The organism is Algorimicrobium algoritergicola, assembly GCF_008086165.1.
Classification (GTDB): domain Bacteria; phylum Bacteroidota; class Bacteroidia; order Flavobacteriales; family Flavobacteriaceae; genus Algorimicrobium; species Algorimicrobium algoritergicola.
Map to the genome: position 1 here is coordinate 672,526 of NZ_VSKL01000001.1, position 22,569 is coordinate 695,094.

Genomic DNA, 22,569 nt, shown 5'->3' on the forward strand with positions numbered 1-22,569 from the left:
ATTAGTAAAAACTATGAATTACAAGAATCAATTTATTGAGTTTATTTCCACTATGAATCTTAAAGCAATAGAAAAGACTCTAGTAAATAATGCTTTTAAAGGATTCTCGAATGCTTCATTTTTAGAGAAGCTAGAAAAAGTGTTTTCAGAGTTAAAAACAAGTGGGAATACGCGGTTAGAAGTTTTTAAAGGTATTGGTGTATGTAGTTGCAATAAAAACAAAAAAGTATTTTGTTTTGTTGGGAACAAAACCAAAGATTACTTTACGTTATCCTACCGAGAAGATGAAAGCAATTTTTACCATTTTTCAACATCTTGCAATGAAGTTTTTTATGATAATAAACTATCGTTAAACAAATTTTATTATTTTTTAATAAAGCCAGAGAATACTTCGGAATATAAAAAGCATAGGCAAATTTCCAACCCAATTCAAGATTATAAAGCATTTAGCTCTAAAACTATTTGCAACATGGCCAATATAGAGTTGTGGTTAAAAACGCATAAAAACTTATATCAAAATACAGTTTCTAAAATCCGAGAAAATGGAAAGCAGACAAAACTTAATTCAGTTGAATTGTTGCTGGAAAAAGAATTTGAAATTTTATACGGAAAACTAAATGTAATATCCATACTGTACAAAAAAGAACCATATTTCAAAGAACAGCTAGAAAACTATAATGAGGTTAAGGACAGTGTTTCAAAACTCAAAAAATGGTTTACATACCAAGCTGAAAATAAAAATGAATATCAATTGTTTTCATCGGTATTTTATGATCGTAGAGCACTAACAAATTATCGTTTAAAGTTAGATGAGCTAACATTAAATCCAATAGATTTTAAATATACGGTTGAATTCTTAAATATTATTGAAAACAACAAGGCTGTGCAATTTGAAGGAATAATCAAATGTATTGATGATTTAGAAGTCTATGAAAAAACAAATACTCGCAGAGCCTACTCAAGGCGAACAATAGTACTTTCCGTAGATGATTTTTATTGTAGTGAATATCAAATAAGCTTTTCAAATGAAAGAGTAAAACACTTGGATAATTTATGTCTAGGTCAGTTTGTAAAAGTATCAGCACGACTTACAGGGGGAGAATTTGAAACTAATAAAGGAATTAAAGAGTATCGACATCATTTATTAGGTTGGAGTATAGAAAAGCTAAATGCTAAACAAGAAATAAAGAAGAACATAAAAGAGATGGATTTATACTATAAATATATTTTACCACCACCATTTTAAAACAAAAAAACATGGAAATAACAGGAAAGATAAAAGTCTTAAACGACACTCAAAGTATAGGTGACAAAGGTTTTAGAAAAAGAGAAGTTGTTATCACGACAGAGGAGCAGTACCCACAACATATTTTAGTTGAATTTATCCAAGATAAATGTGATTTATTAGATAATTATAGGCTAGGTCAAGATGTGAAAATCGACCTAAATTTAAGAGGTAGAGAATGGGTAAATCCTGAAGGAGTATACAAATATTTTAATGCCATTCAAGGTTGGAGAATAGAGCTTTTAAGTAGCCAAGAGACTACATTTAATAAATTACCAGAACAAGAACCAGTAAGTTTTATAGAAGACCCTGATAATGACTTGCCATTTTAATAAAAAATCAATTAACCAATAAATAAAAAATTATGAAGCATATCTTTTTAACATTAATAGCGATTTTTGCACTTACAGCCTGTTCAAGTGATGATGACAACCAAGAACAAGAGCAACAACAAATTAGTCAATCTCATACAATAGAGTTTACAACAGGTACTCTTGAAGGCTGGGTATCAGTAATCTTAACAACTACAGTAACTTTAGATGATGGAACAGAGTCAACAATTAATTCCGATTTTAACTATACCCAAAATATAGTAAGTGTTGAGATTCCCGAGAATACAGCAAGCTTTGAATTAGATTTTTATATAGAAGATTCTTCTCAAGCCGAAATGCGCTTTTATGGCTCTGTAGATAATGTTAATGTGCATCAAGAAAGCATAAACCAACAGAGTTTTCAATATGAGTATATTTTTAATTAGTTACAACATTTACATTAGTTGCAGCAATTACAGTCTTACATAGTTTAAATTAGCATTTGGAATCTACCTACAACATTTCGACAACATTTTATTAAAAGAATCTAATAATATGAAAATGAATGAAAAGCAAAAAGCCTTAAACAATTGATTTTTAGCAGAATGAATATGAATGAAAGTGATTGAAAAGTTATTTATAGTGTCTCATAATCAGAAAGTCCCTGGTTCGAGCCCAGGTGGGACCACCAATAAAATTAAGCCTTTCAAGGAATTGGGAGGCTTTTTTTATTTCAGGGTTCATGTTTTCTATGAATTAGATAACTTCATTTTTATGAAGCCTTTGTTTTTTCTACTTTTAATTAAGCAGTATAAAATGTCAACCAAATTTTCGTAAATTAAACCCTACTAAATTTAAGCGCTTTATGAAAAACCTTATTTCTATACTACTCATTAGTTGTTTTGGATTCACGTGTTCTGCGCAAAAAATATTTTCGGTTCAATATGCTAATCAAGCAGATGTAAAAGTGTTTGTCGTTGAATATGAAAATCAAGCAGATCTAAAAATTTATAAAGTAGAATATGCCAATCAAGCAGGGAAAAATGATGGCAAATGGTTTTTTACGGAATATGAAAATCAGGCAAAAAAGAAAATATACTATGTAGATTATCAAAACCAAGCTGATCTCAAAATCTACTTTGTTGAATATGAAAATCAAGCCGGTTGGCGCAATAAAGCTAAACAGCATTTGCTATATTAAACGTTCGTTTTTATTTGGGATTATGTATTTTCGTTTAATTATTAATTCTGATATGTAAGTAATGAAAAGAAAAAACACCGTAGGACTTGTATTGTCAGGAGGTGGTTACAGAGGTATTGCACATATTGGCGTATTGAAAGCCATGGAGGAATTAGGTATTAAACCCGATTACATTTCAGGAACAAGTGCTGGTGCCATTGTAGGATCGTTATATTCTGCTGGACATTCTTGTGATAAAATTTTTGATTTTTTCTTGAATACAGAATTGTTTTCATATCATAATTACACTTTAAAAAAGCCAGGATTAATTGATGGCTCTAAAATTGAGAGCCTTTTAAAAACATATTTTAAAGAAGATAGTTTTGAAGGTTTAAAAATACCCATGTATATTGCTACAACCGATTTAATTCACGCTAAAACACGCTACTTTAATTCAGGCCCAATTATAAAACCCATTATAGCATCATCTTCTGTTCCAGGTATTTTTTCACCAATCGTTTTTAATGATTTTCTTTTATGCGATGGTGGTGTAACGAATAACTTTCCCGTGGAACCCTTACTAATTACATGTGATAAAATTATTGGTGTATTTTTAAATTCGCTTTTAGAAACTTCAAAAGAAAAGTTAACCTCTACCAAGTCTGTTTTAGAAAGAGCGTACAAAATTACACGTGTAAATGCTTCGGAAGATAAATTTAAATCCTGTGATGTTTTTATAGCACCTAAAGAATTAGGGAGGCATGAAATTTTCTCAAAAACACATGCCAATGAAATTTTTGAAATGGGCTACCAAGAAGCAAAATTGAAGTTAAATCATTTTGTATAAAAGTTAATTTTCTAATGACATCATGATTTTTTCTGTTTTTATTCACTTAATTGGACAGCAATTTTATTTAATTTGCTTCACTTATAAGCAACATATTTGGAGGAACAAGACTTTATTGATGCGCTAAAAGCGGGAAAGCAATTTGCTTATGGTAAGCTTATTGATGACTTTCAGCACAAAGTGTTTGCTACTTGTATATCGTTTGTTCCCAACAAAGAAGATGCTGAAGATATAGCTCAAGATGTGTTTGTTGAAGTGTTTAATTCGGTACATAAATTTAAAGGACAGTCTAAATTATCCACTTGGATTTATAGAATTACCACCAATAAATGCTTGGAGTTTATAAGAGCGAGAAATACTAAAAAACGCTTCGGGTTTTTACAATCCATTATGGGAAATGATATTCCTTTTGATAAGACGCGTTATTTCACTGAAATGAATCATCCTGGTATTATTTTAGAGAATAAAGAAACAAGCGAAACACTTTTTTATGCCATAAATCAGCTTCCAGAAGCCCAAAAAACAGTATTTACTTTGCATAAAGTAGATGGCAAAAGTTATCAGGAAATTAGTGAAATTGTTAAAAAAAGTGTCTCTTCGGTTGAATCCTTAATGTTTCGTGCGAAGAAGAATTTACAGAGTTTATTGAAAAATTATTATAAAAATGAAAATTGACGCAAGTTTTTTAATCTTTTCACATCTAAAGGTATAGTATGAACACAGATAAAAACATTCAAAATAAAATAGATGGCACAATCCATTCGGCAGAACGGATTGAAACGGTTCAGGCATCGCCCTTTTTTAAAGATAAAACCATGCAACGCTTATTCGCAGAAAAAGAAGTGCAGCAATCCGCATGGTTATGGTTTACACCTAAATTACAGCTAGCAACTTTAGTGTGCTTGGTGGTTTTAAATGTTTTTGCGTTTTCAAGTATTAACAAATCCACATACAATGAAAATGTGAGTGCGTTTGCTGAAACTTACGGACTATCCACAAGTACTGAAACATCCCTATTAAATTAGCTATGAAGAAAAATACAATTTTATACATTTTACTCATTTTTTTGGTGATTGCAAATGGCTTTTTCCTTTATAATTCTATGCGTCCAGCAGATGATAACAGAGAAAATGGACGTCAAGATCCTTTAGGTTTTATTGCCAAGCAATTACATTTTGATGATGCTCAGTTGGAAAAAATGAAAACCATTAATAAAGCACATCATCAAAAAATGAAGCGTATTAGTGACGACTTAAGAGGTTTAAAAGATGATTTGTTTAAGGAGTTATCCAATACGGATTTACAAGATGAAACGGTAGATTCACTCACAACCTTAATTGGTGAAAAGCAAAAAGAACGCGAAACGGAAGTATTTTATCACTTTAAAAGCATTCGAGATATATGTACGGAAAAGCAAAGTGAAAAATTTGAAGCAATTATAAAAGCTGCCTTACGTAAAGGTGATAATAATGGACCCGAAGGGCAAAGACCACCGCCTCGAGAGGGCCACAGACCACCTCCAAGAAATTAAAAAATAGCTCCGCTTAATTATATAAAAGACCTTCATAAACCTGAAGGTCTTTTTTTTGGCTTTTTTTTAACAAGTAGCGGCACAAGTTTAAAAATGTTATCACATCTAAAAACATATAACAATAAAATTCACACAACATGAAACGTAACAAATTAAGTTCAGTACTAGTAGTTTTTGGATTCGCATTAGTAACTAACGTTGCTATAGCACAGCCACAAAAAGGAAAAGATCAGAAGAAACCGCCAACATTCAGCGAACTATTAGAAAAAATGGATGCTAATAAAGATGGGAAACTGGCTAAAGAAGAGATTTCAGGCAATTTAAAGAATCATTTTTCTGAAGTTGATACTGATAAGGATGGATTTATAACCGAGGAAGAATTAAAGAATGCGCCTAGGCCTAAAAAAAGAGATAAGTAGTAATACAAAAGAAAAAATAATATTTGGTTGGTTAGTTTTTAAAGCTTCGTGAGCGATTGCGAAGCTTTATATAAAAAAATGAAACCTATCTGTAAACACTAATAATCATGAAGATTTTAAACTTAAAAACAACACTAACCATTTTTTCAATGCTACTATGCATGAGTGCTTTTGCACAAGGACATTCCGGTGGTCAAGGTGGCCGTGGTGGTGGAGAAAAAGGTGAAAAACGTGGCGATAAAAAACCGGATGCCACAGAAATACTAGCCATGTTGGATACTAATAATGATGATAAAATTGCTATTGATGAAGCATCAAAAGATAAACGCGGTAAAATTTCTAAAGATTTTTCACTTATAGATACGAATGAAGATGGCTTTATTGATTTAGAAGAATTAGAAGCGTCTCTAAATGGTGATGAGCCTAAAAAAGTATCACCAGAAAAAATGATAAAAAAGATTGATGATAATGGCGATGGAACTTTAAATGAGCTAGAAGTTGCAGCAAAAGAGGCATTTCATTTATCGCAAAATTTTAAAGCTATTGATACCAATAATGATGGCGAATTGGACTTAACAGAATTAAAAGCTTTCAATACTAATTCCAATAAGCCAAAACGTAAAAAAAGAAATTAATTTTTAATGAGAGCACAAGTTTTTTTTAAACCGTGCATCTAAATATGTAAACAAAATTAAAACAGATGAAAAACCCTATTAAATTATTAGCACTTATTACTGGAATTGCAGTAGTGGGATTAGCATGTTCAGGAAGCGATGATATATCAATCAGTTCAGGAAGTGCAGGAGGTGGCAATACAGACGTAACACTTCATGCCGCTTATGCCGCTTTTGATACGGACAATATAGATATTATGTTAAATGGTTCAAGCGTTGTTATTGAAACCAATGGAATGGCCAATCATACATCGCCATATTGGTCTAATACAACAGAGCGTGTAGCAGTAGACCCTATGGGAAATACGTTGATAACCCCAGCAGCTTCAGAAGATCACCCGTTGTTTGTAGAGCCTACACTAACAACTTTTGAGCATATGGCACCTGGAAATATTGATGATTTTAATGGCTTATTTTCCTTAACCGTACCAGCAAGTCCAACATTGGCATCAAACTCTAGCGCTACAGGTTTAGGACCTATTGGAATTGCCATTAGTGGAGCGGTAATTTATAATGATCAAGAAGGACCTAATGATCCTTTGGATCGTGCTGTAGGCTCATTGGATTATACAGCGGCTCATACGGGACCGCAAAGTTATCACTATCATTTGGAGCCAAAAGCATGGTCAGATAACGACGATAAATTAATAGGTGTTATAGCTGATGGCTTCTTTATTTATGGAAGAAAATGTCAGGCTACAGGAAATTACCCTACAGATTTGGATGCATCTGGAGGCCATATAAGTACAACACAATATTCAACGGAAGCTGAATACCATTACCATATTCAAAATGAACTATTCCTTAATCGCTTTTACATTCTATTCCCTGGAGACTATCAAGGAACGCCAAATGCAATTCAGTAGGGTTTTAATCGGCTTTGTATTGTTGAGTTGTTTGGCTTGTAACACCAATAAATCAACAAAACCTCTCAATAATACAGCGTTGACAAATCTTACTATTGTAAATAAAATGGCTCTAAAACCCATGCCCAATTCGGGACAGATTTATTATGATAACCAACCATTTTCAGGTGTTTCAGAACGTTATTTCAGCAATGCGCAATTAGCAGAACAGATAATCTATGTAAACGGCGTTAAGCACGGAACTTATAAAAAATGGTTTCAAACAGGTGTTTTAAGTTTCGAATCTAATTATAAAAATGGTGTGCGTGATGGGGTTACTAAAACGTGGTGGAGCAATGGCGAAATTCGTTCAAAAGCCCAATATAAAAATGGTATAGCCCATGGTAACCAAGAACAATGGTATCAATCTGGAGCCAAGTTTAAAGAAATAAATCTGGTATACGGAAAAGAGTCGGGTTTGCAAAGAGCTTGGCGGGAAAACGGTAAAATATATAATAATTATGAAGCTAAAAATGGTCGCATTTTTGGCTTGAAACGCGCAAATTTATGTTATGAATTGGATGAAGAAGTTATACAGTATCAGGAAATTTAGTGGCCTTGTTTTAATTGCTATTTTCATACTTTCTTGTGAACAAAAAAAGGAAACTACGAGTCGTGTTAGCACCTTACCGTTTTATAGTGAAGCTAGTTTTACACCACATTGGTTGGCTTCAGATAGTGACGAATTAGTAAGCTTTCATAAGGTGCCCAGTTTTAGTTTAACCAATCAAAATGGCGAAACCATTACAGACAAAACCTTTGCTAATAAAATATATGTAACGGATTTTTTCTTTACTAGTTGCCCTGGGATTTGTCCGAAAATGACCGCTAATATGGCGGTTTTACAAGAGGCTTTTAAAGAAGATTCTGAAATTCTATTATTATCACATTCTGTAACTCCAGAAACCGATTCAGTTCCCGTTTTAAAAACCTATGCGCAAGAAAAAGGTGTAGATGATAATAAATGGCATTTGGTTACAGGTCCACGAAGTGAAATTTATAGTTTAGGTCGAAACACCTATTTCGTTGAAGAAGATTTAGGTGAAATTAAAACCGATGATGATTTTCTTCACACCGAAAATTTCGTGTTAGTTGATAAGAATAGCCATATTCGAGGAATTTATAATGGCTTAAATAAAACATCCGTTAACCAGTTAATTGCAGACATTAAAACCTTGAAATCAGAAAGTTAATAAAAATTAATTTAGTGCATTTTAATAAACACAAAACATGTGTAAATGAATAAAATAAAACAAAGAATAAATTTTCTCATAGTCGTATTGGTGTGTAGTGCAACGTTGTTCACCTTTAATTCTTGTAGTGATGATGATTTAAATAATGCCACAATAACAGAAGAATCGGGAACTGACGATAGTGATTTTGAGGCAACCGATTGGACTAGTGATACCCATAGTAAAGATGCCGATCCCAATTTTGTTGAGGTGTTTGAAGATAATACTGTAAAACGACTAGATATCGTAATTACCGAAGCACGTTGGCAAAACATGTTAGATAACATGACTGAACTTTATGGCCCATTTGGCGGTTCAGTTGGAGGGCCAGGAGGGCCAGGTGGAGGTACAACAGATGTGGATGAAAACCCAATATTTGTTCCGGCCGAAGTGTTTTATGAAGGTCTTGAATGGTACCGTGTAGGGGTTCGATTTAAAGGGAATTCTAGTTTACAAACAAGCTGGCAAAGTGGTATTTTAAAACTGTCTTTAAAATTAGATTTTGATGAGTTTGAAGATGATTACCCACAAATAAAAAATCAGCGTTTTTATGGCTTTAAAAAGTTAAGTCTTAAAAATAATTTTGACGATAAATCCATGTTACGCGAAAAAGTAGCAACCGATGTTTTTAGAAACGCCGGTTTAGCAGCCTCACACACCGCGTTTTATACGGTGTATGTTGATCATGGAAATGGACCACAGTATTTCGGACTTTATACTTTAGTTGAAGAGGTAGATGATACCGTTTTGGATACCCAGTTTTCTGATGACAATGGTAATTTATACAAACCAGATGGTGATGCTGCTAGCTTTGCTCAAGGAACATTTAATGAGGATGAGTATGTTAAAAAAACCAATGAGGATGAAGCTGATTTTTCTGACGTTCAAAACCTATTAACCATTTTACATGATAATTCTAGAACAACAAACCCAGAAGATTGGAGAGCAAATCTGGAATCTAATTTAGATACGGATGTTTTCTTAAAATATTTAGCGGTTAATACGGTTGTGCAGAATTGGGATACCTATGGTAGAATGACCCATAATTATTTCCTATATAACAATCCAGATACAAGTAAACTAACTTGGATTCCTTGGGATAATAACGAAGCGTTACAAATTGGTAAAATGCAAGGATCTTTACCATTAGATTTTTCAAATCTGAATGCAGCCGAATGGCCATTAATAGGTTATTTATATCAAGACTCCGTTTATAAAACGCAGTACAATTTGTATGTGCAAGAAGTTGTTACTAATGCATTTAGTGTTAGTAACGTTCAAGCCTTATACGCTAGTTATGCGTCGTTAATTCAACCATACGCTACAACCGAAGTTTCTGGATATAGTTTTTTAACATCTAGTGCTGATTTTCAAGCAGCCATAAATGAATTAAACAGGCATGTTGTAGATAGAAATAATGCCGTAAATGACTATTTAAATTAAGCATTTAAATAGGTTTATTTTAGTCCTGTTTTGTGTTAAAAGCTTCGTGAGAAATTACGGAGCTTTTTTATGTTCTTAAAGTGAAAAACATACTTAATCTAAACATCTTTAGATTTCGTAATTATAGCTTTCAAGCGTTCTTTACGTAAGACTTTTTCGGCCTTTTTCTTATCAATTTTTCTATTGAGAAGTTTGGTGTGCTTGGCCTTATTTTTCGTGTTTTTCTGACCCTTCGGTTTTGGCATAATAGTGATTTTATAGATCGTGTGAAATTAAATAAATAGCCTACTAAATTTCACCAATGATAGATAAAATAGTGCTAAAAAGTATAATTTTAGTTAAATTTCCTTAGAACCTTATGTTTTACAGCTATTAATAATCGTTTTAAAGTACATTCACAAGTATTAAAATAATAAATTTGTAATTCAGAAAAATTGCTTGAAAGAGACGGAAAATAAAGATATACAACAGCCTATTCCTAAAAAAAAGAAACGGTTTAGATTCTTAAAAATAATCGGACGGATTATTTTAGGGATTCTCTTGCTGTTATTTTTGCTCATTCTGTTCATTCGAAGTCCTTGGGGACAAGACATTATTGTTACCAAAGCCGTTTCTTTTCTGTCCGATAAGACTAAAACCAAAGTAGCCGTGGAAAAACTGTTTATCACCTTTGATGGCGATATACAATTAGACGGACTGTATCTGGAAGACACCAAAGGCGACACATTAATTTATTCAAAATCCTTGGAGGCAAATGTTCCCATATTTGCTTTAATTCGTGGTGATGGTTTAGGTGTAGACGGTCTAAATTGGGAAGGTGTTCGTGCTAACATCACCCGAAAAGACACCATTCAAGGTTTTAATTTTCAGTTTATAATTGATGCTTTTGCAAGTGAAGAACCAACACAAGTTGAAACAGACACGACGTCGGCACCATTAAATATCATTCTAGGATATTTGAATTTCAAAGATTTTGATGTGGTTTATAACGATGCCGTTACAGGAATTGACAGTCGTTTTAAAATTGGGAAGCTGGTTGCAGATATGGATAAAACCGATTTGGAAACCATGACGTTTAATGCTTCGGAACTAGAATTAGCTGATAGCACTATTAAATTTCACCAATTACCCGTTCCTGCCACACCAGATACTGAAGCATCAACATTACCAATGCTAACAGTTGATGAACTTACACTTACCAACGTGTTTACAGATTACCAAAGCAAAGCCGATAATCTAGCGCTAACCGCAACAATTAATGAGTTTTATGCTGAAGTGCCGCATATAGATTTAGCAAATCAGCTTTTTGAAGTTGATGAATTTCGACTAAAAAACTCAACCATCACGCTTAAAACAGAAACTGAAAATAACGTTGTTACGGAAAAAGTAGAAGACGTTTCTAAAGATATTGAAGACGATATAATGGCATTTCAATGGCCAGAATTACAACTCAAAATTGGAGAAATAGATTTAGAAAATAATAATTTCAGCTACTTCGTGAATAACGAAAAAGGCAAAAAAGGTGTTTTTAATTCCAATGCTATTGTATTAACGGAAATCAATTTTCAAGCAAACACAGTTCTGCTAAAAGATAAAAAGGCAGAATTAGATTTAGAAGAAGCATCTTTCAAAGAAATTTCGGGAATCGATTTAAAAAACTTGAAATTCGAACTCAATGCTTCGGATAAGAAACTGAATTTATCAGGTTTAAAGATAGCTTTAAATAAAAATGACATACAAGGAAATTTACAGTTGGACTATCCATCTTTAGCCAATTTAATAAAAGTTCCAGAGCTGTCTAAAGTTGCTTTAAATTTACCAGCATTTAAAATAGCACTTCAAGATTTGTTTTTAATTCAACCCGACTTAAAATCCAATGAATATTTAAAAACCTTGAGTAAAAACCAGATTACTGGAACTATAAAAGCCAATGGTTATTTGTCCGATATTAGCTTATCAAAAATGATAGTTAATTGGAGTAATACTAAAATTTCAGCCAATGGAAGTATTCAAAATGTAACCAATCCTGATGCGTTAGCGTTTGATATTCCAGCTTTTTCAGCGGTTACAAAACGGTCTGATATAATAAAATTCGTAAAAGAAGATAGTTTAGGAATCAGTCTTCCAAAAGATGTGAAATTTGTAGGGAACGCAACCGGAAACCTTAATGATATTACTGCGAAAGCAAAATTAACAACCACACAAGGTATTGCTACCATTGAAGGTATGTATAAAAATGCCGAAACTTTGGAGTTCAATGCAGATTTGACCGTTGAAGAATATAAGCTGAATGAATTACTTAAAAATGACCAATTGGGTGCTTTAAATTTAAAAATTGTAGCTCAAGGAAAAGGTGATAATATTAATAATCTAGATGCTAGTTTAGAAGCTACCGTTTCCAGTTTTAAATACAATAATTATGATGTAAACGATTTAAAATTGGTTGGCGACATTAAAAATGGTACTGGAAATATTACCTCTAATTATAAAGACAAAAACCTAAATACTAATGTGTATGCTACCGTTGTTTTAGATTCCATAGCACCAGAAGTCACAGCTGAAATAGATATTATTGGAGCCGATTTACAAGCCTTGGGCCTTATGGATCGAAACGTTAAAACAGGTATGAAAATTTATGCCGATTTTAAAGGTAATAGCAGCAGTTTTGATTTAGCAACTATTGTAGATAAAGGTGTTTTTGTATATGATGAAAAAAGCTATTTATTAGGCGATTTAAATATGTTGGCCCACGTGAGAAACGATACAACTTCGGTTTCTGTAAAGAATAAAATGGTCGATTTATTATTGGAATCCAATGCCGATCCAGAAACGTGGACTAAATCTTTAAGACATCATGTATTAAGTTATTTTTATCGTGATGAAGTTGTTTCGGATAGTATTGACAATCCCGTGAATTTAAAACTTCGTGGAAAAATTAGCCAATCGCCTATTTTAAACGAGGTGTTTATAGTAAACGTTCAAGATTTGGATACGATTCATATTGCTGTGGATTTTAAAGAAGCCGAACGGAAACTTAAAGCTAATATAACCGCACCACATATTAATTATGCTGGTTATGAGTTGGATAGTTTGGCGTTTTCAATGGATACGGATTTGGAGAAATTCAATTTCAATTTGGGCTTTAATGAAATAGTTGCAGGTCCGTTGAATATTCAAAAAACAGTCATTTCTGGAAATCAAACAAATAATGAATTATCTCTAGAATTCACTGCCTTTCATGACGAGGAAATCATGGCACAAATTTTCAGTAAAATAACAGGTGACAGTGAGGAACTGCGATTTCATGTTCAGCCAAACAATTTAATTTTAAATAAAATACCTTGGGATATTCCGGAAGCAAATGAAGTGCTTATTTACGATAAGAAATTAGTATTTAATGAATTCCGAATTAGTAAAAATAACCAGTCCATAGAAATTACAGATAAGTTACCTAATAAATCTAAAGATCATATTGCTATCGATTTTAAGAATTTTAAATTAAGTGAATTTTTAAGCTATTTTAATCCAGATGATAAGATTGCTTCGGGCGACTTAAATGGTGATTTCGTTTTAGAAGAACCTTTTGGAAATACTGGAATTGTTGCGGATTTAGATATTTCAAAACTACAATTCATGGATGTTAATTTAGGGACTTTTACAGTAGATGCACAATCCTTAAATAACGATAGTTATGATTTTAATGCCAAAATGAAAGGTGGTGAAATTGATTTAGACTTAAAAGGCGATTATATAGCGAGTCAATCTGGCGCGAAGCTAAATCTTAATTTAGATATTAATCAGTTTAATATGGCTGCTTTAAATGGTTTCTCACAAGGTGAAATAACCGAAACTGATGGTTATTTTTCTGGTAATTTTAAATTAAGTGGCACAACTAGAGATCCAAAATACAGTGGACAATTAGAATTTAATGATGCAGATTTTAAAGTTGCCATGTTTAATTCGGCATTTACTTTACAAAATGAAACCTTGAATATTGACAATTCAGGATTAACCATGACTAATTTCACCATTCAGGACGAAAACAAGAACACCTTTGAAATGTCTGGAAAAATTGGCACCGAAAATTTCATTAATCCAACCTTCGATTTACAAGTCAATGCCAACGATTTTCAAGTTCTTAATGCCACAAAAGATGACAACGATTTTCTGTATGGCAAAGCAAGTTTTGATGGAAATGCGAAAATAACTGGCAATTTACAAGTCCCAAAAATAGATATGGACATGACAATAAGTTCAGATACGGATGTCACCTATATTCTGCCGTCAGCTACTGTAAATGTTGAAGAACGTGATGGTGTTGTTGTGTTTGTGAATCGTGAAAATCCAGATGCTATTTTAACTAGAACCACAGAAAAAACAGCAACTATAAAAGGATTTGATATTTCGGCGCTTTTAAAAATTGGAAAAGAAGCAACCGTAACTATTATTCTGGATGAACAAACAGGCGATAATTTTAAAGTCTCTGGTGAAGGCGATTTTAATATGAGTATGAACCCGAATGGAAATGTAAGACTTTCAGGTGTTTATGAAGTCTTATCTGGTCATTATGAACTAAATTTATATAAAATAGTAAACCGAAAATTCAATCTGGTTCCAGGTAGTCGTGTTACATGGTCTGGCGATCCTTTTGATGCCAAACTAGATGTTAAAGCAGTATATCAAGTAGAAGCATCTGCTTCATCGTTAATGGCTCCTGTTTATTCTGGAAGTGATCCTGCTATTAAAGGAAAATTCCGACAGGTGTTACCATATTATGTGTTTTTAAATATTTCAGGACAGCTTCTGGAGCCTGAAATAGCCTTCAATTTAGATATGCCAGAGGAGGAACAAGGTGCAATTGGTGGTCAAGTATATGGTAGAATTCAGCAATTAAATAATCAGGAAGATGAATTAAACCGTCAAGTTTTTTCACTTTTGGTGTTGAATCGTTTTTATCCAGATCCTGGTAGTGATGGTAGTTCAGGAGGTGTGGCTTCCATAGCACGAGACAATTTAAATGATGCTGTAGCAGATCAACTTAATATGTTTTCCGATAAATTATTAGGGAATTCTGGTTTCGAACTCGATTTTGGATTAAATAGTTTTACGGATTACCAAGGCGCATCACCACAACAGCGAACACAATTGGATATTGCAGCACAGCAAAAACTATTTGATGATCGTTTAATTGTACGTGTTGGTAGCGAGGTAGATATTGAAGGAAGTAGTTCTACTGGCGAAGAAACACCTATAATTGGTAACGTAAGTATCGAGTATTTACTAACCGAAAGTGGTCGTTATCGTTTAAAAGGTTTTAGTAGAAATGAATTTGAAAATGTAATTGATGGTCAAACCGTTGTTAGTGGAATAGCCCTAATTTTCACGCAGGAATTCAATAAGTATAATGAACTTTGGGATGCCTTGTTTAAATCGGAAACTGAAAAAGAAAAAGCTGAAAAAGCAAAAAAAGAAGCTGAAAAAGAAGCTGCTAAAGAAAAAAGAAAGAAAAAAGAAGCTGCTACGAATAAAAGTATTGAAGAAAAAAAGAACTAAAAGCACAATAAATAAATCAGTATATATTGAAACCGTACCAAACATTCAAACACATTTGTATTCTTATATGTATAGGGAGTTTGTACTCTTGTAGCATAACCAAGCAGATTCCAGAAGACGAGCGTTTATATACAGGCGCGAACCTTACCATTGAATCCGATAGTATTATTAAAAACGAATCAGGTTTAAAATCTGAACTAGAAACGGTTTTACGTCCAGAACCAAATTCTAAATTTTTGGGCATGTATCTTGGGTTGTATTACTATTATAAGAACCAGAAAGAAAAACCTGGATTTATTAATCGTTGGCTCTACAAACAGTTTGGTGAAGAACCCGTTTATCAATCGGATGTGGAAGCCTATGAAATTGAAGACTTATTATTAAACCGATTAGAAAACAGAGGTTTTTTCTACAGTCGTGCAGCTTCATCTTTTGAAGAAACGGAAAATAAAGCCACATTAAATTATACTGTTACAGTTCCAAAGCCTTACCTAATGGCTAGCTATAAAATGGATTCTATGCCAGTTAGTATTCATGAAACCATGGAGAAATTGGTGTCGGAATCACAATTTGAAAACGGTATGCGTTTCGATTTGAATAACATGAAATTAGAGCGTCAGCGTTTAGATAAGGCACTCAAAAACAAAGGCTATTTTAACTTTAATGATAATTTTTTAATTTTTGAAGCAGATACGAATCAATATGCGAATAAAAACTTCGACTTATTCTTAAAATTAAAAAACGAAGTGCCTAAAAAAAGTTTGATTCCTTATAAAATTTCAAAAGTAAATGTATATCCTAATTATGAAGTTTCAGATTCGGTTTCTATAACAACAACACGATTTAATGAGAAAAACTTCATTCAAAAAGAAACGTTTTTTAAACCTAAATATTTAGATCCTTTTATAGTTCTAGAAGAAGGGGAATATTATAATCCTGACGATTCTCGTAATACCGCCAGACGGCTTTCAACCATTGGTGCCTATAAATATGTAAATATTCAATATAAAGAATTGGATACTTTGGCCGATGATAATCTGGGGCTTCTAGAGGCTAATATTTATTTATCGCCATTAAATAAGCGCGCACTTCGTGCAGAACTTCAGGTGGTTACTAAATCTAATAGTTTTGCTGGCCCTGCATTAACAGTAACTTTAAGTAACCGTAATTTATTTGGAGGTGGTGAAACGTATAATATAACACCTAAAATAGGTTACGAAAAACAATTAGGAGGTGGTCAAGATTCTGGTAATAGTAGTTTAGAATTTGGATTGCACAACGAGCTTATTTTTCCTAGAGTACTTTTTCCTATTAAAATTGATGATGATTTTTTTAAATACTCAATTCCTAAAACAAAAACGTCCTTAAGCATTGATTATTTAGATAGAAGCGATTTATATACCTTGCTATCAGGAACAGCCTTATTTGGTTACTCATGGGATGCCAATAGGTATGTAACTCATGAAATTAATCCTATATCATTAAGTTATACGGAACTTTTAAATACCACGCCAGAATTTGAAGATATACTGGAAAATGATCCTTTTTTAAGGCGCAGTTTTGAACAACAGTTCATAGCTGGATTAACCTATAGTTTTACGTTTAATGAAATGCTTAATGCCCAGTTAAAGCATCAATTTTATTTCAATTTTACGTTTGATATTGCCGGAAATACTATTAGTTTATTTGGTAAAGACCAAGGCACAGAAAACCCAAAAACATTTTTAGGGTTTGAATATGCACAATATGCTAAAGCGGATGTTGATTTTCATTATCATTTTAATTTAGGAAAAGAACGGGTTATTGCTGCCAGACTTTTTGGTGGTTATGGTTTAGCTTATGGAAATTCAGATGTCATTCCTTTTGTAAAACAGTATTACTCTGGCGGTCCATATAGTGTTCGTGCCTTTAATATTAGATCTTTAGGTCCAGGAACATATAACCCAAATTCAGATATAACTGATGGTGACATTGTTTTCGATAAAACTGGAAATATAAGATTCGAAGCCAATGTAGAATACCGTTTTCCTATTGTATCATTTTTAAAAGGAGCCGTTTTCGCCGATGCTGGAAATATCTGGAATTCTAAAGAAAACCCTATTTATAATGGGAAAGATAAATTTGGAAGTGATTTTATTAGTGAGCTTGGAATGGGGGCAGGAATAGGACTTCGTGTGGATATTCAAAGTTTTGTAATTCGTTTTGATTTGGCTGCACCTTTTCACGATCCCTCATTACCAAAAGGAGAGCGTTTTAATTTTGATGTCGGTTCTCCTATTTTAAATTTTGCTATAGGATATCCATTTTAAAGGAATTAATATTTTATTAAGAGCAATTACCTACCATCAAACGATTATTGGTTTGTGTTAACTTATGAGGAATTTGGGCAAATCAAACAATTTAAGTCTCATTTTTCATTAAAGCGCTCATTCTTTTCAAATAAAATAGTATATTCATTCGTTTATAAAAGACGTTCATGCTTTAATAACTAACGTGATAACAATTATTTATAGGTTGTTGTCGATAAATTATTGAATTTATTTTTTAAAAAACATATATTTGATTTTTGTAGGATATTATAGGGATTGATCATCACTAAAACACACTTTATCGAAGTTTTTAGCACTTAATGGATGTTTTTTTAATTATTAAATTTTGTTAAGCCAGTTTTTTTTATACATTTACCGCTGAATGAAGTCACAAAACACAAAAATAGTTGTCTCAATCTTATTTTTATTAATAAGTTTTGTTTGTTTTTCACAAACGGTGCCACCACCACCGCAACCACCAGTGCCACCAGGTTTACCTATTGATGGCGGTATTGTTATGGGATTAATTTCAGGTTTATTCTATGGTGTTTATAGACTATTTAAAGCTAAATAGTTTCTCTATTTGTTTAATTCGAAAAGTTTCGTAACATATTTTCCAATAACATCAAACTCTAAATTTACCACCGTTCCTAATTTAAAAGCATTAAAGTTCGTAAATTCATACGTGTAAGGAATAATAGCTACACTAAAACTATTTTTTGCCGAATTTACAACGGTTAAACTCACACCATTAATTGTAATTGACCCTTTTTCAATCGTTATATTATTTAGTGTTTCATCATATTCAAACGTAAAAATCCAACTTCCAGCCGCTTCTTCAACTGCTGTACAAATCGCCGTTTGATCTATATGCCCTTGAACCATATGACCATCTAAACGCGCTCCTAATTTCATAGCGCGCTCTAAATTAACCGAATCCCCAACCTGTAAATCCGAGATGTTCGTTTTTTTTATAGTTTCATTAATAGCCGTTACCGTATAGTTTTTGCCATCAATTTTTACAACCGTTAAACAGATGCCGTTGTGCGCGACGCTTTGATCTATTTTTAATTCAGAAGTTATATTAGAGCTAACCGTAATATGTAGATTTTGGTCTTCTTTTTCTATTTGTTGGATGTTGCCAATATCTTCTATGATGCCAGTGAACATAAGTATGGATTATTTAGTTAAATTTGCAAAACAAAATTACAAACAAAAGTTAGTTAATTAATGAGGAAAGCAGAAAATGTTATCGTAGGGATCTCTATTGGAGATTTAAATGGTATTGGTGGAGAAATTGTTTTAAAAACGTTGGCAGATGTCAGAATGCTTGAATTTTTTACACCGGTAATTTTTGCTTCTGCGAAAACCATTACATTTTTAAAAAACCATTTTGATATAGATATAAACTTTAATGGGATTACTAATTTAGATCAGATTATAACGGGAAAAATTAATGTATTCAATGCATGGAGTGATCGTGCAGATATTAATTTCGGTCAAGAAGATCCAATAATTGGGGAGTTTGCTATAAAGTCCCTTTTTGCAGCAACCAAAGCTTTAAAAGAGGATATTATTGATGTTTTAGTTACAGCACCTATAAATAAACATACCATCCAGTCAGAACAATTTAATTTCCCTGGTCATACTGATTATCTGGCTCAAGAATTAGATGGTGAGAGTTTAATGTTTATGATTTCCAATGATTTACGTATTGGTTTATTAACAGATCATGTTCCAATAAAAGATATAGCCAGTCATATTACACCAGAACTCATAGAAAGCAAAGTCAATACGGTATATAAGAGCTTACAGAACGATTTTAATATTAGACGACCAAAAATTGCGGTCTTGGGCATCAATCCACATACAGGCGATAATGGTGTAATTGGAAAGGAAGACGATGAGGTTATGCGTCCAACACTAAAAGCACTAAATGAAAAAGGAAAATTAGTTTATGGACCTTATGCCGCTGATAGTTTTTTTGGTTCCAGTAATTACAAAAATTTTGATGCTATTATTGCATCCTATCATGATCAAGGTTTAATTCCATTTAAAACGCTATCATTTGGGAATGGTGTAAATTACACCGCAGGTTTGTCTAAAATAAGAACGTCACCCGACCATGGAACAGCTTTTGAAATTGCTGGAAAAGGGGAAGCGAATGAAAATTCGTTTAAGGAAGCCGTCTTTTTAGCGCTTAAATTATATCATAATAGAATGGAGAATGCTGAATTAGCTAAAAACCCATTAATTACACCGCAAAAAAAGATATAAACAAAAAAATGTTTATAAGTGTTATAAGCTAAATAATTTTTATATATTTGCAGGCTCAAAATAGATGTGATAATGAGGGAATTGAAAACGTTTACAATACCATTTGTAGGGTTAAAATTAGGGAAACATCAATTTGAGTACAAAATAGATAAGACGTTCTTTGATTTTTTTGAATATCAAGATTTTAATGATGCTGATATTGCTGTGGACTTAGAGTTAAACAAGAAAACAACATTATTGGAATTACATTTTGAAATGTCAGGAACTGTAAATGTGAATTGCGATTTAACAAATGAGCCTTATAATCAGGAAATTAGAAATAGTTTTGATTTGGTGGTTAAATTTGGTGAAGACTATAATGATGAAGAAATTGATCTGTTAGTTATACCACACGGAGAATATGAAGTGAATGTACAACAATATATATACGAAACCATTATATTGACAATACCTTCAAAATTAATTCATCCAGGCGTAGAAGATGGCACCTTACAGTCTGATATACTTGAAAAATTAGAAGAATTAAGCCCTAAAGAGAAACAAGAAAAAGAAGATAACGAGGAAATTGATCCGCGTTGGAATACATTAAAGAAACTATTAACGGATAAATAATAATAACAATGGCACATCCTAAAAGAAAAATCTCCAAAACAAGAAGAGATAAAAGAAGAACCCATTATAAAGCAGTAGCTCCACAAATTGCAACTTGCCCAACTACTGGTGAAGCGCACTTATATCACAGAGCTCATTGGTTTGAAGGAAAACTATATTACAGAGGTCAAGTATTAATTGACAACTCGGTAACAGAAGAAAACGCAGCATAACTACTATGCGTGCATACAAGAAAACGCTCATCACTGAGCGTTTTTTTTATGATAAATTTTTATAGAAGCCAAAAACGACTTAATTTGCACTAAATTAAACCGAATATCGGTGCGTTTTGGCGAAATTTCATCAAAAACGTCTCGTTTTAATGGTTTTAGCGAAATAATTTATACGTATGAGTAAAATCTCAGCAGCCATTACAGCTGTAGGTGCCTATGTGCCAGACTATGTGTTGACTAACCAAATTCTTGAAACGTTAGTGGATACAAATGATGAATGGATAACCTCCAGAACAGGCATTAAAGAGCGTAGAATATTAAAGGAAGAAGGCAAAGGCACTTCATTTCTTGCTATTAACGCTGCAAAAGACCTCATCAACAAAACAGGTCTCAATCCCAAAGAAATAGATTTAGTAATTGTTGCAACCGCAACACCAGATATGAAAGCCGCCTCAACAGCAGCTTTTACAGCTACCGAAATAGGCGCTACTAATGCGTTTTCATTCGATTTGGAAGCTGCATGTTCTAGTTTTTTATTCGGAATGTCTACCGCTTCTAGTTATATTGAATCGGGTCGCTACAAAAAAATACTATTAATAGGTGCTGATAAAAATTCATCATTTATAGATTATAAAGATCGCGCTACATGTATTATTTTTGGTGATGGTGCAGGAGCCGTTTTATTTGAGCCTAATACTGAAAATTTGGGTTTACAAGACGAATACCTAAGAAGTGATGGTGCTGGACGTGAGTTTTTACAAGCTACTTATGGTGGCTCATCCTATCCGTCAACACCAGAAGCCGTTGCAGAAGGCAAACATTTTATATTCCAAGATGGAAAAACCGTATTTAAAAATGCTGTTTTTAATATGGCTGATGTCGTTGTTAAAATATTAGAGCGCAATAATTTAAGTAAAGATGATATTGCATGGTTGGCCGCTCATCAAGCTAATAAACGTATTATTGATGCCACAGCAAATAGAATAGATCTTGACCAAAACAAAGTCATGATGAATATCGAAAAATATGGTAATACCACTTCGGCTACCTTACCATTATTATTAAACGATTACGAATCTCAATTAAAAAAAGGCGATAAAATTATTTTTGCAGCCTTTGGAGGTGGATTTACTTGGGGCTCTATTTATTTAAAATGGGCTTATAACTCTTAACTAACTAAAAAATTAAAATCAAAACTAAAATCTAAATAATTATGGATTTAAAAGATATTCAAAACTTAATTAAGTTTGTAGCAAAGTCAGGTGCTAGTGAAGTAAAATTAGAAACTGATGACGTTAAAATCACCATTAAAACCGGAGGTGACGAAAAAGCTGAAACAACAACTTATGTTCAGCAAATTCCAGTAGGTGCACCAGTTGGACATGTGCCTGCAGCTCCAGCACCAATGGCAGCTGCTGTTGCACCAGAAGCGGCAGAAGAAGACTCAAAATATATTACGATCAAGTCGCCTATTATTGGAACGCTTTATAGAAAGCCATCTCCAGACAAACCAGTTTTTGTTGAAGTAGGTCAAACTATAAAAGAAGGTGATGTACTTTGTATTATTGAAGCTATGAAATTATTCAATGAAATTGAATCTGAAATTTCAGGTAAAATAGTAAAAGTATTAGTTGATGATTCTTCTCCAGTTGAATTTGATCAACCATTATTTTTAGTCGATCCATCATAATCTAAAGTTTAAAGTTTAAAATTTAAAGTTCCAGTTTTTTAGCTCGAACAATAAACGTACAAAACCATAAACTTATAAACTCAATAGAA

Annotated in this window: 24 protein-coding genes; 22 read left to right on the forward strand and 2 right to left on the reverse strand. The window is 32.8% G+C overall.

Going from position 1 to position 22,569, the window contains the following annotated elements; translation table 11 throughout:
• Nucleotides 1-13: 13 nt before the first annotated feature.
• The 14 genes from ES675_RS03210 to ES675_RS03275 all read left to right on the forward strand — a co-directional run bounded on the left by ES675_RS03210 (nt 14) and on the right by ES675_RS03275 (nt 9,827).
• Complete coding sequence (locus ES675_RS03210) at nt 14-1,246, forward strand: DUF3127 domain-containing protein (protein WP_066246987.1); 1,233 nt, start codon at nt 14-16, stop codon at nt 1,244-1,246.
• Nucleotides 1,247-1,257: 11 nt separating this feature from the next.
• The gene (locus tag ES675_RS03215) at nt 1,258-1,617 is read left to right on the forward strand and encodes a DUF3127 domain-containing protein (RefSeq protein ID WP_066246990.1); all 360 of its coding nucleotides are present in this window, start codon (nt 1,258-1,260) and stop codon (nt 1,615-1,617) included.
• 32 nt (nt 1,618-1,649) lie between these two features.
• Nucleotides 1,650-2,042, forward strand: coding sequence for a membrane lipoprotein lipid attachment site-containing protein (locus tag ES675_RS03220; RefSeq protein ID WP_066246992.1), 393 nt, complete (start codon nt 1,650-1,652; stop codon nt 2,040-2,042).
• Between the two features lie 419 nt (nt 2,043-2,461).
• Nucleotides 2,462-2,797, forward strand: coding sequence for a DUF6150 family protein (locus ES675_RS03225; protein ID WP_066247001.1), 336 nt, complete (start codon nt 2,462-2,464; stop codon nt 2,795-2,797).
• Between the two features lie 61 nt (nt 2,798-2,858).
• Nucleotides 2,859-3,623 (forward strand): patatin-like phospholipase family protein, encoded by a 765-nt coding sequence (locus tag ES675_RS03230; RefSeq protein ID WP_066247004.1) that lies wholly within the window; start codon nt 2,859-2,861, stop codon nt 3,621-3,623.
• Nucleotides 3,624-3,719: 96 nt separating this feature from the next.
• The gene (locus ES675_RS03235; RefSeq protein WP_066247008.1) at nt 3,720-4,298 is read left to right on the forward strand and encodes an RNA polymerase sigma factor; all 579 of its coding nucleotides are present in this window, start codon (nt 3,720-3,722) and stop codon (nt 4,296-4,298) included.
• Nucleotides 4,299-4,336: 38 nt separating this feature from the next.
• On the forward strand, nt 4,337-4,648 hold the full coding sequence (locus tag ES675_RS03240; RefSeq protein WP_066247012.1) for a hypothetical protein: 312 nt from the start codon (nt 4,337-4,339) through the stop codon (nt 4,646-4,648).
• Nucleotides 4,649-4,650: 2 nt separating this feature from the next.
• Nucleotides 4,651-5,154: a Spy/CpxP family protein refolding chaperone gene (locus ES675_RS03245; RefSeq protein ID WP_066247017.1), complete on the forward strand. Its 504-nt coding sequence runs from the start codon at nt 4,651-4,653 to the stop codon at nt 5,152-5,154.
• Nucleotides 5,155-5,291: 137 nt separating this feature from the next.
• Nucleotides 5,292-5,573 (forward strand): EF-hand domain-containing protein, encoded by a 282-nt coding sequence (locus ES675_RS03250; RefSeq protein WP_082985819.1) that lies wholly within the window; start codon nt 5,292-5,294, stop codon nt 5,571-5,573.
• A gap of 107 nt (nt 5,574-5,680) precedes the next feature.
• Complete coding sequence (locus tag ES675_RS03255; RefSeq protein WP_082985820.1) at nt 5,681-6,208, forward strand: EF-hand domain-containing protein; 528 nt, start codon at nt 5,681-5,683, stop codon at nt 6,206-6,208.
• Between the two features lie 65 nt (nt 6,209-6,273).
• Entirely contained in the window at nt 6,274-7,113 is an 840-nt protein-coding gene (locus ES675_RS03260; RefSeq protein WP_066247022.1) for a YHYH protein, read from the forward strand.
• 79 nt (nt 7,114-7,192) lie between these two features.
• Nucleotides 7,193-7,705 carry a toxin-antitoxin system YwqK family antitoxin gene (locus ES675_RS03265; protein WP_231931243.1) on the forward strand — a complete coding sequence of 171 codons (513 nt, stop codon included), beginning with the start codon at nt 7,193-7,195 and terminating at the stop codon, nt 7,703-7,705.
• Nucleotides 7,674-8,345 carry an SCO family protein gene (locus ES675_RS03270; RefSeq protein WP_066247028.1) on the forward strand — a complete coding sequence of 224 codons (672 nt, stop codon included), beginning with the start codon at nt 7,674-7,676 and terminating at the stop codon, nt 8,343-8,345. The genes ES675_RS03265 and ES675_RS03270 overlap by 32 nt, the downstream gene beginning before the upstream one ends.
• A gap of 45 nt (nt 8,346-8,390) precedes the next feature.
• On the forward strand, nt 8,391-9,827 hold the full coding sequence (locus tag ES675_RS03275; protein WP_082985821.1) for a CotH kinase family protein: 1,437 nt from the start codon (nt 8,391-8,393) through the stop codon (nt 9,825-9,827).
• Nucleotides 9,828-9,925: 98 nt separating this feature from the next.
• Here ES675_RS03275 and ES675_RS16370 read toward each other — a convergent pair whose 3' ends face one another.
• The gene (locus ES675_RS16370) at nt 9,926-10,072 is read right to left on the reverse strand and encodes a hypothetical protein (protein WP_170244065.1); all 147 of its coding nucleotides are present in this window, start codon (nt 10,070-10,072) and stop codon (nt 9,926-9,928) included.
• Nucleotides 10,073-10,265: 193 nt separating this feature from the next.
• Between ES675_RS16370 and ES675_RS03280 the strand changes: the two genes are divergently transcribed.
• From ES675_RS03280 to ES675_RS03290, 3 genes are all read left to right on the forward strand, one after another.
• The gene (locus ES675_RS03280) at nt 10,266-15,380 is read left to right on the forward strand and encodes a translocation/assembly module TamB domain-containing protein (RefSeq protein ID WP_231931244.1); all 5,115 of its coding nucleotides are present in this window, start codon (nt 10,266-10,268) and stop codon (nt 15,378-15,380) included.
• Between the two features lie 26 nt (nt 15,381-15,406).
• Nucleotides 15,407-17,689 carry a translocation and assembly module lipoprotein TamL gene (gene tamL / locus ES675_RS03285; protein WP_066247032.1) on the forward strand — a complete coding sequence of 761 codons (2,283 nt, stop codon included), beginning with the start codon at nt 15,407-15,409 and terminating at the stop codon, nt 17,687-17,689.
• A gap of 382 nt (nt 17,690-18,071) precedes the next feature.
• Nucleotides 18,072-18,263 carry a PID-CTERM protein-sorting domain-containing protein gene (locus ES675_RS03290; RefSeq protein ID WP_066247034.1) on the forward strand — a complete coding sequence of 64 codons (192 nt, stop codon included), beginning with the start codon at nt 18,072-18,074 and terminating at the stop codon, nt 18,261-18,263.
• 5 nt (nt 18,264-18,268) lie between these two features.
• On the opposite strand, the gene ES675_RS03295 is transcribed toward ES675_RS03290, so the two are convergent.
• On the reverse strand, nt 18,269-18,859 hold the full coding sequence (locus ES675_RS03295) for a riboflavin synthase (protein ID WP_066247036.1): 591 nt from the start codon (nt 18,857-18,859) through the stop codon (nt 18,269-18,271).
• 60 nt (nt 18,860-18,919) lie between these two features.
• Here ES675_RS03295 and pdxA point away from each other — a divergent pair, with 60 nt between their 5' ends.
• From pdxA to accB, 5 genes are all read left to right on the forward strand, one after another.
• Nucleotides 18,920-19,966 (forward strand): 4-hydroxythreonine-4-phosphate dehydrogenase PdxA, encoded by a 1,047-nt coding sequence (gene pdxA / locus ES675_RS03300; RefSeq protein WP_066247041.1) that lies wholly within the window; start codon nt 18,920-18,922, stop codon nt 19,964-19,966.
• A 72-nt stretch (nt 19,967-20,038) separates the two neighbouring features.
• Nucleotides 20,039-20,578, forward strand: coding sequence for a YceD family protein (locus tag ES675_RS03305; RefSeq protein ID WP_066247047.1), 540 nt, complete (start codon nt 20,039-20,041; stop codon nt 20,576-20,578).
• Nucleotides 20,579-20,586: 8 nt separating this feature from the next.
• The gene (gene rpmF, locus ES675_RS03310) at nt 20,587-20,790 is read left to right on the forward strand and encodes a 50S ribosomal protein L32 (protein ID WP_008637644.1); all 204 of its coding nucleotides are present in this window, start codon (nt 20,587-20,589) and stop codon (nt 20,788-20,790) included.
• Nucleotides 20,791-20,966: 176 nt separating this feature from the next.
• Nucleotides 20,967-21,962 carry a beta-ketoacyl-ACP synthase III gene (locus tag ES675_RS03315; RefSeq protein ID WP_066247048.1) on the forward strand — a complete coding sequence of 332 codons (996 nt, stop codon included), beginning with the start codon at nt 20,967-20,969 and terminating at the stop codon, nt 21,960-21,962.
• Nucleotides 21,963-22,003: 41 nt separating this feature from the next.
• Nucleotides 22,004-22,480: an acetyl-CoA carboxylase biotin carboxyl carrier protein gene (gene accB, locus ES675_RS03320; protein WP_066247052.1), complete on the forward strand. Its 477-nt coding sequence runs from the start codon at nt 22,004-22,006 to the stop codon at nt 22,478-22,480.
• Nucleotides 22,481-22,569: the final 89 nt, after the last annotated feature.

Excerpts from the sequence above, each read along its gene's own strand:
- ES675_RS03210 (WP_066246987.1), top strand. The coding sequence starts at position 14 with ATGAATTACAAGAATCAATTTATTGAGTTTATTTCCACTATGAATCTT.
- ES675_RS03215 (WP_066246990.1), top strand. The coding sequence starts at position 1,258 with ATGGAAATAACAGGAAAGATAAAAGTCTTAAACGACACTCAAAGTATA.
- ES675_RS03220 (WP_066246992.1), top strand. The coding sequence starts at position 1,650 with ATGAAGCATATCTTTTTAACATTAATAGCGATTTTTGCACTTACAGCC.
- ES675_RS03225 (WP_066247001.1), top strand. The coding sequence starts at position 2,462 with ATGAAAAACCTTATTTCTATACTACTCATTAGTTGTTTTGGATTCACG.
- ES675_RS03230 (WP_066247004.1), top strand. The coding sequence starts at position 2,859 with ATGAAAAGAAAAAACACCGTAGGACTTGTATTGTCAGGAGGTGGTTAC.
- ES675_RS03240 (WP_066247012.1), top strand. The coding sequence starts at position 4,337 with ATGAACACAGATAAAAACATTCAAAATAAAATAGATGGCACAATCCAT.
- ES675_RS03245 (WP_066247017.1), top strand. The coding sequence starts at position 4,651 with ATGAAGAAAAATACAATTTTATACATTTTACTCATTTTTTTGGTGATT.
- ES675_RS03250 (WP_082985819.1), top strand. The coding sequence starts at position 5,292 with ATGAAACGTAACAAATTAAGTTCAGTACTAGTAGTTTTTGGATTCGCA.
- ES675_RS03255 (WP_082985820.1), top strand. The coding sequence starts at position 5,681 with ATGAAGATTTTAAACTTAAAAACAACACTAACCATTTTTTCAATGCTA.
- ES675_RS03260 (WP_066247022.1), top strand. The coding sequence starts at position 6,274 with ATGAAAAACCCTATTAAATTATTAGCACTTATTACTGGAATTGCAGTA.
- ES675_RS03270 (WP_066247028.1), top strand. The coding sequence starts at position 7,674 with ATGAAGAAGTTATACAGTATCAGGAAATTTAGTGGCCTTGTTTTAATT.
- ES675_RS03275 (WP_082985821.1), top strand. The coding sequence starts at position 8,391 with ATGAATAAAATAAAACAAAGAATAAATTTTCTCATAGTCGTATTGGTG.
- ES675_RS16370 (WP_170244065.1), bottom strand. The coding sequence starts at position 10,072 with ATGCCAAAACCGAAGGGTCAGAAAAACACGAAAAATAAGGCCAAGCAC.
- ES675_RS03290 (WP_066247034.1), top strand. The coding sequence starts at position 18,072 with ATGAAGTCACAAAACACAAAAATAGTTGTCTCAATCTTATTTTTATTA.
- ES675_RS03295 (WP_066247036.1), bottom strand. The coding sequence starts at position 18,859 with ATGTTCACTGGCATCATAGAAGATATTGGCAACATCCAACAAATAGAA.
- pdxA (WP_066247041.1), top strand. The coding sequence starts at position 18,920 with ATGAGGAAAGCAGAAAATGTTATCGTAGGGATCTCTATTGGAGATTTA.
- ES675_RS03305 (WP_066247047.1), top strand. The coding sequence starts at position 20,039 with ATGAGGGAATTGAAAACGTTTACAATACCATTTGTAGGGTTAAAATTA.
- rpmF (WP_008637644.1), top strand. The coding sequence starts at position 20,587 with ATGGCACATCCTAAAAGAAAAATCTCCAAAACAAGAAGAGATAAAAGA.
- ES675_RS03315 (WP_066247048.1), top strand. The coding sequence starts at position 20,967 with ATGAGTAAAATCTCAGCAGCCATTACAGCTGTAGGTGCCTATGTGCCA.
- accB (WP_066247052.1), top strand. The coding sequence starts at position 22,004 with ATGGATTTAAAAGATATTCAAAACTTAATTAAGTTTGTAGCAAAGTCA.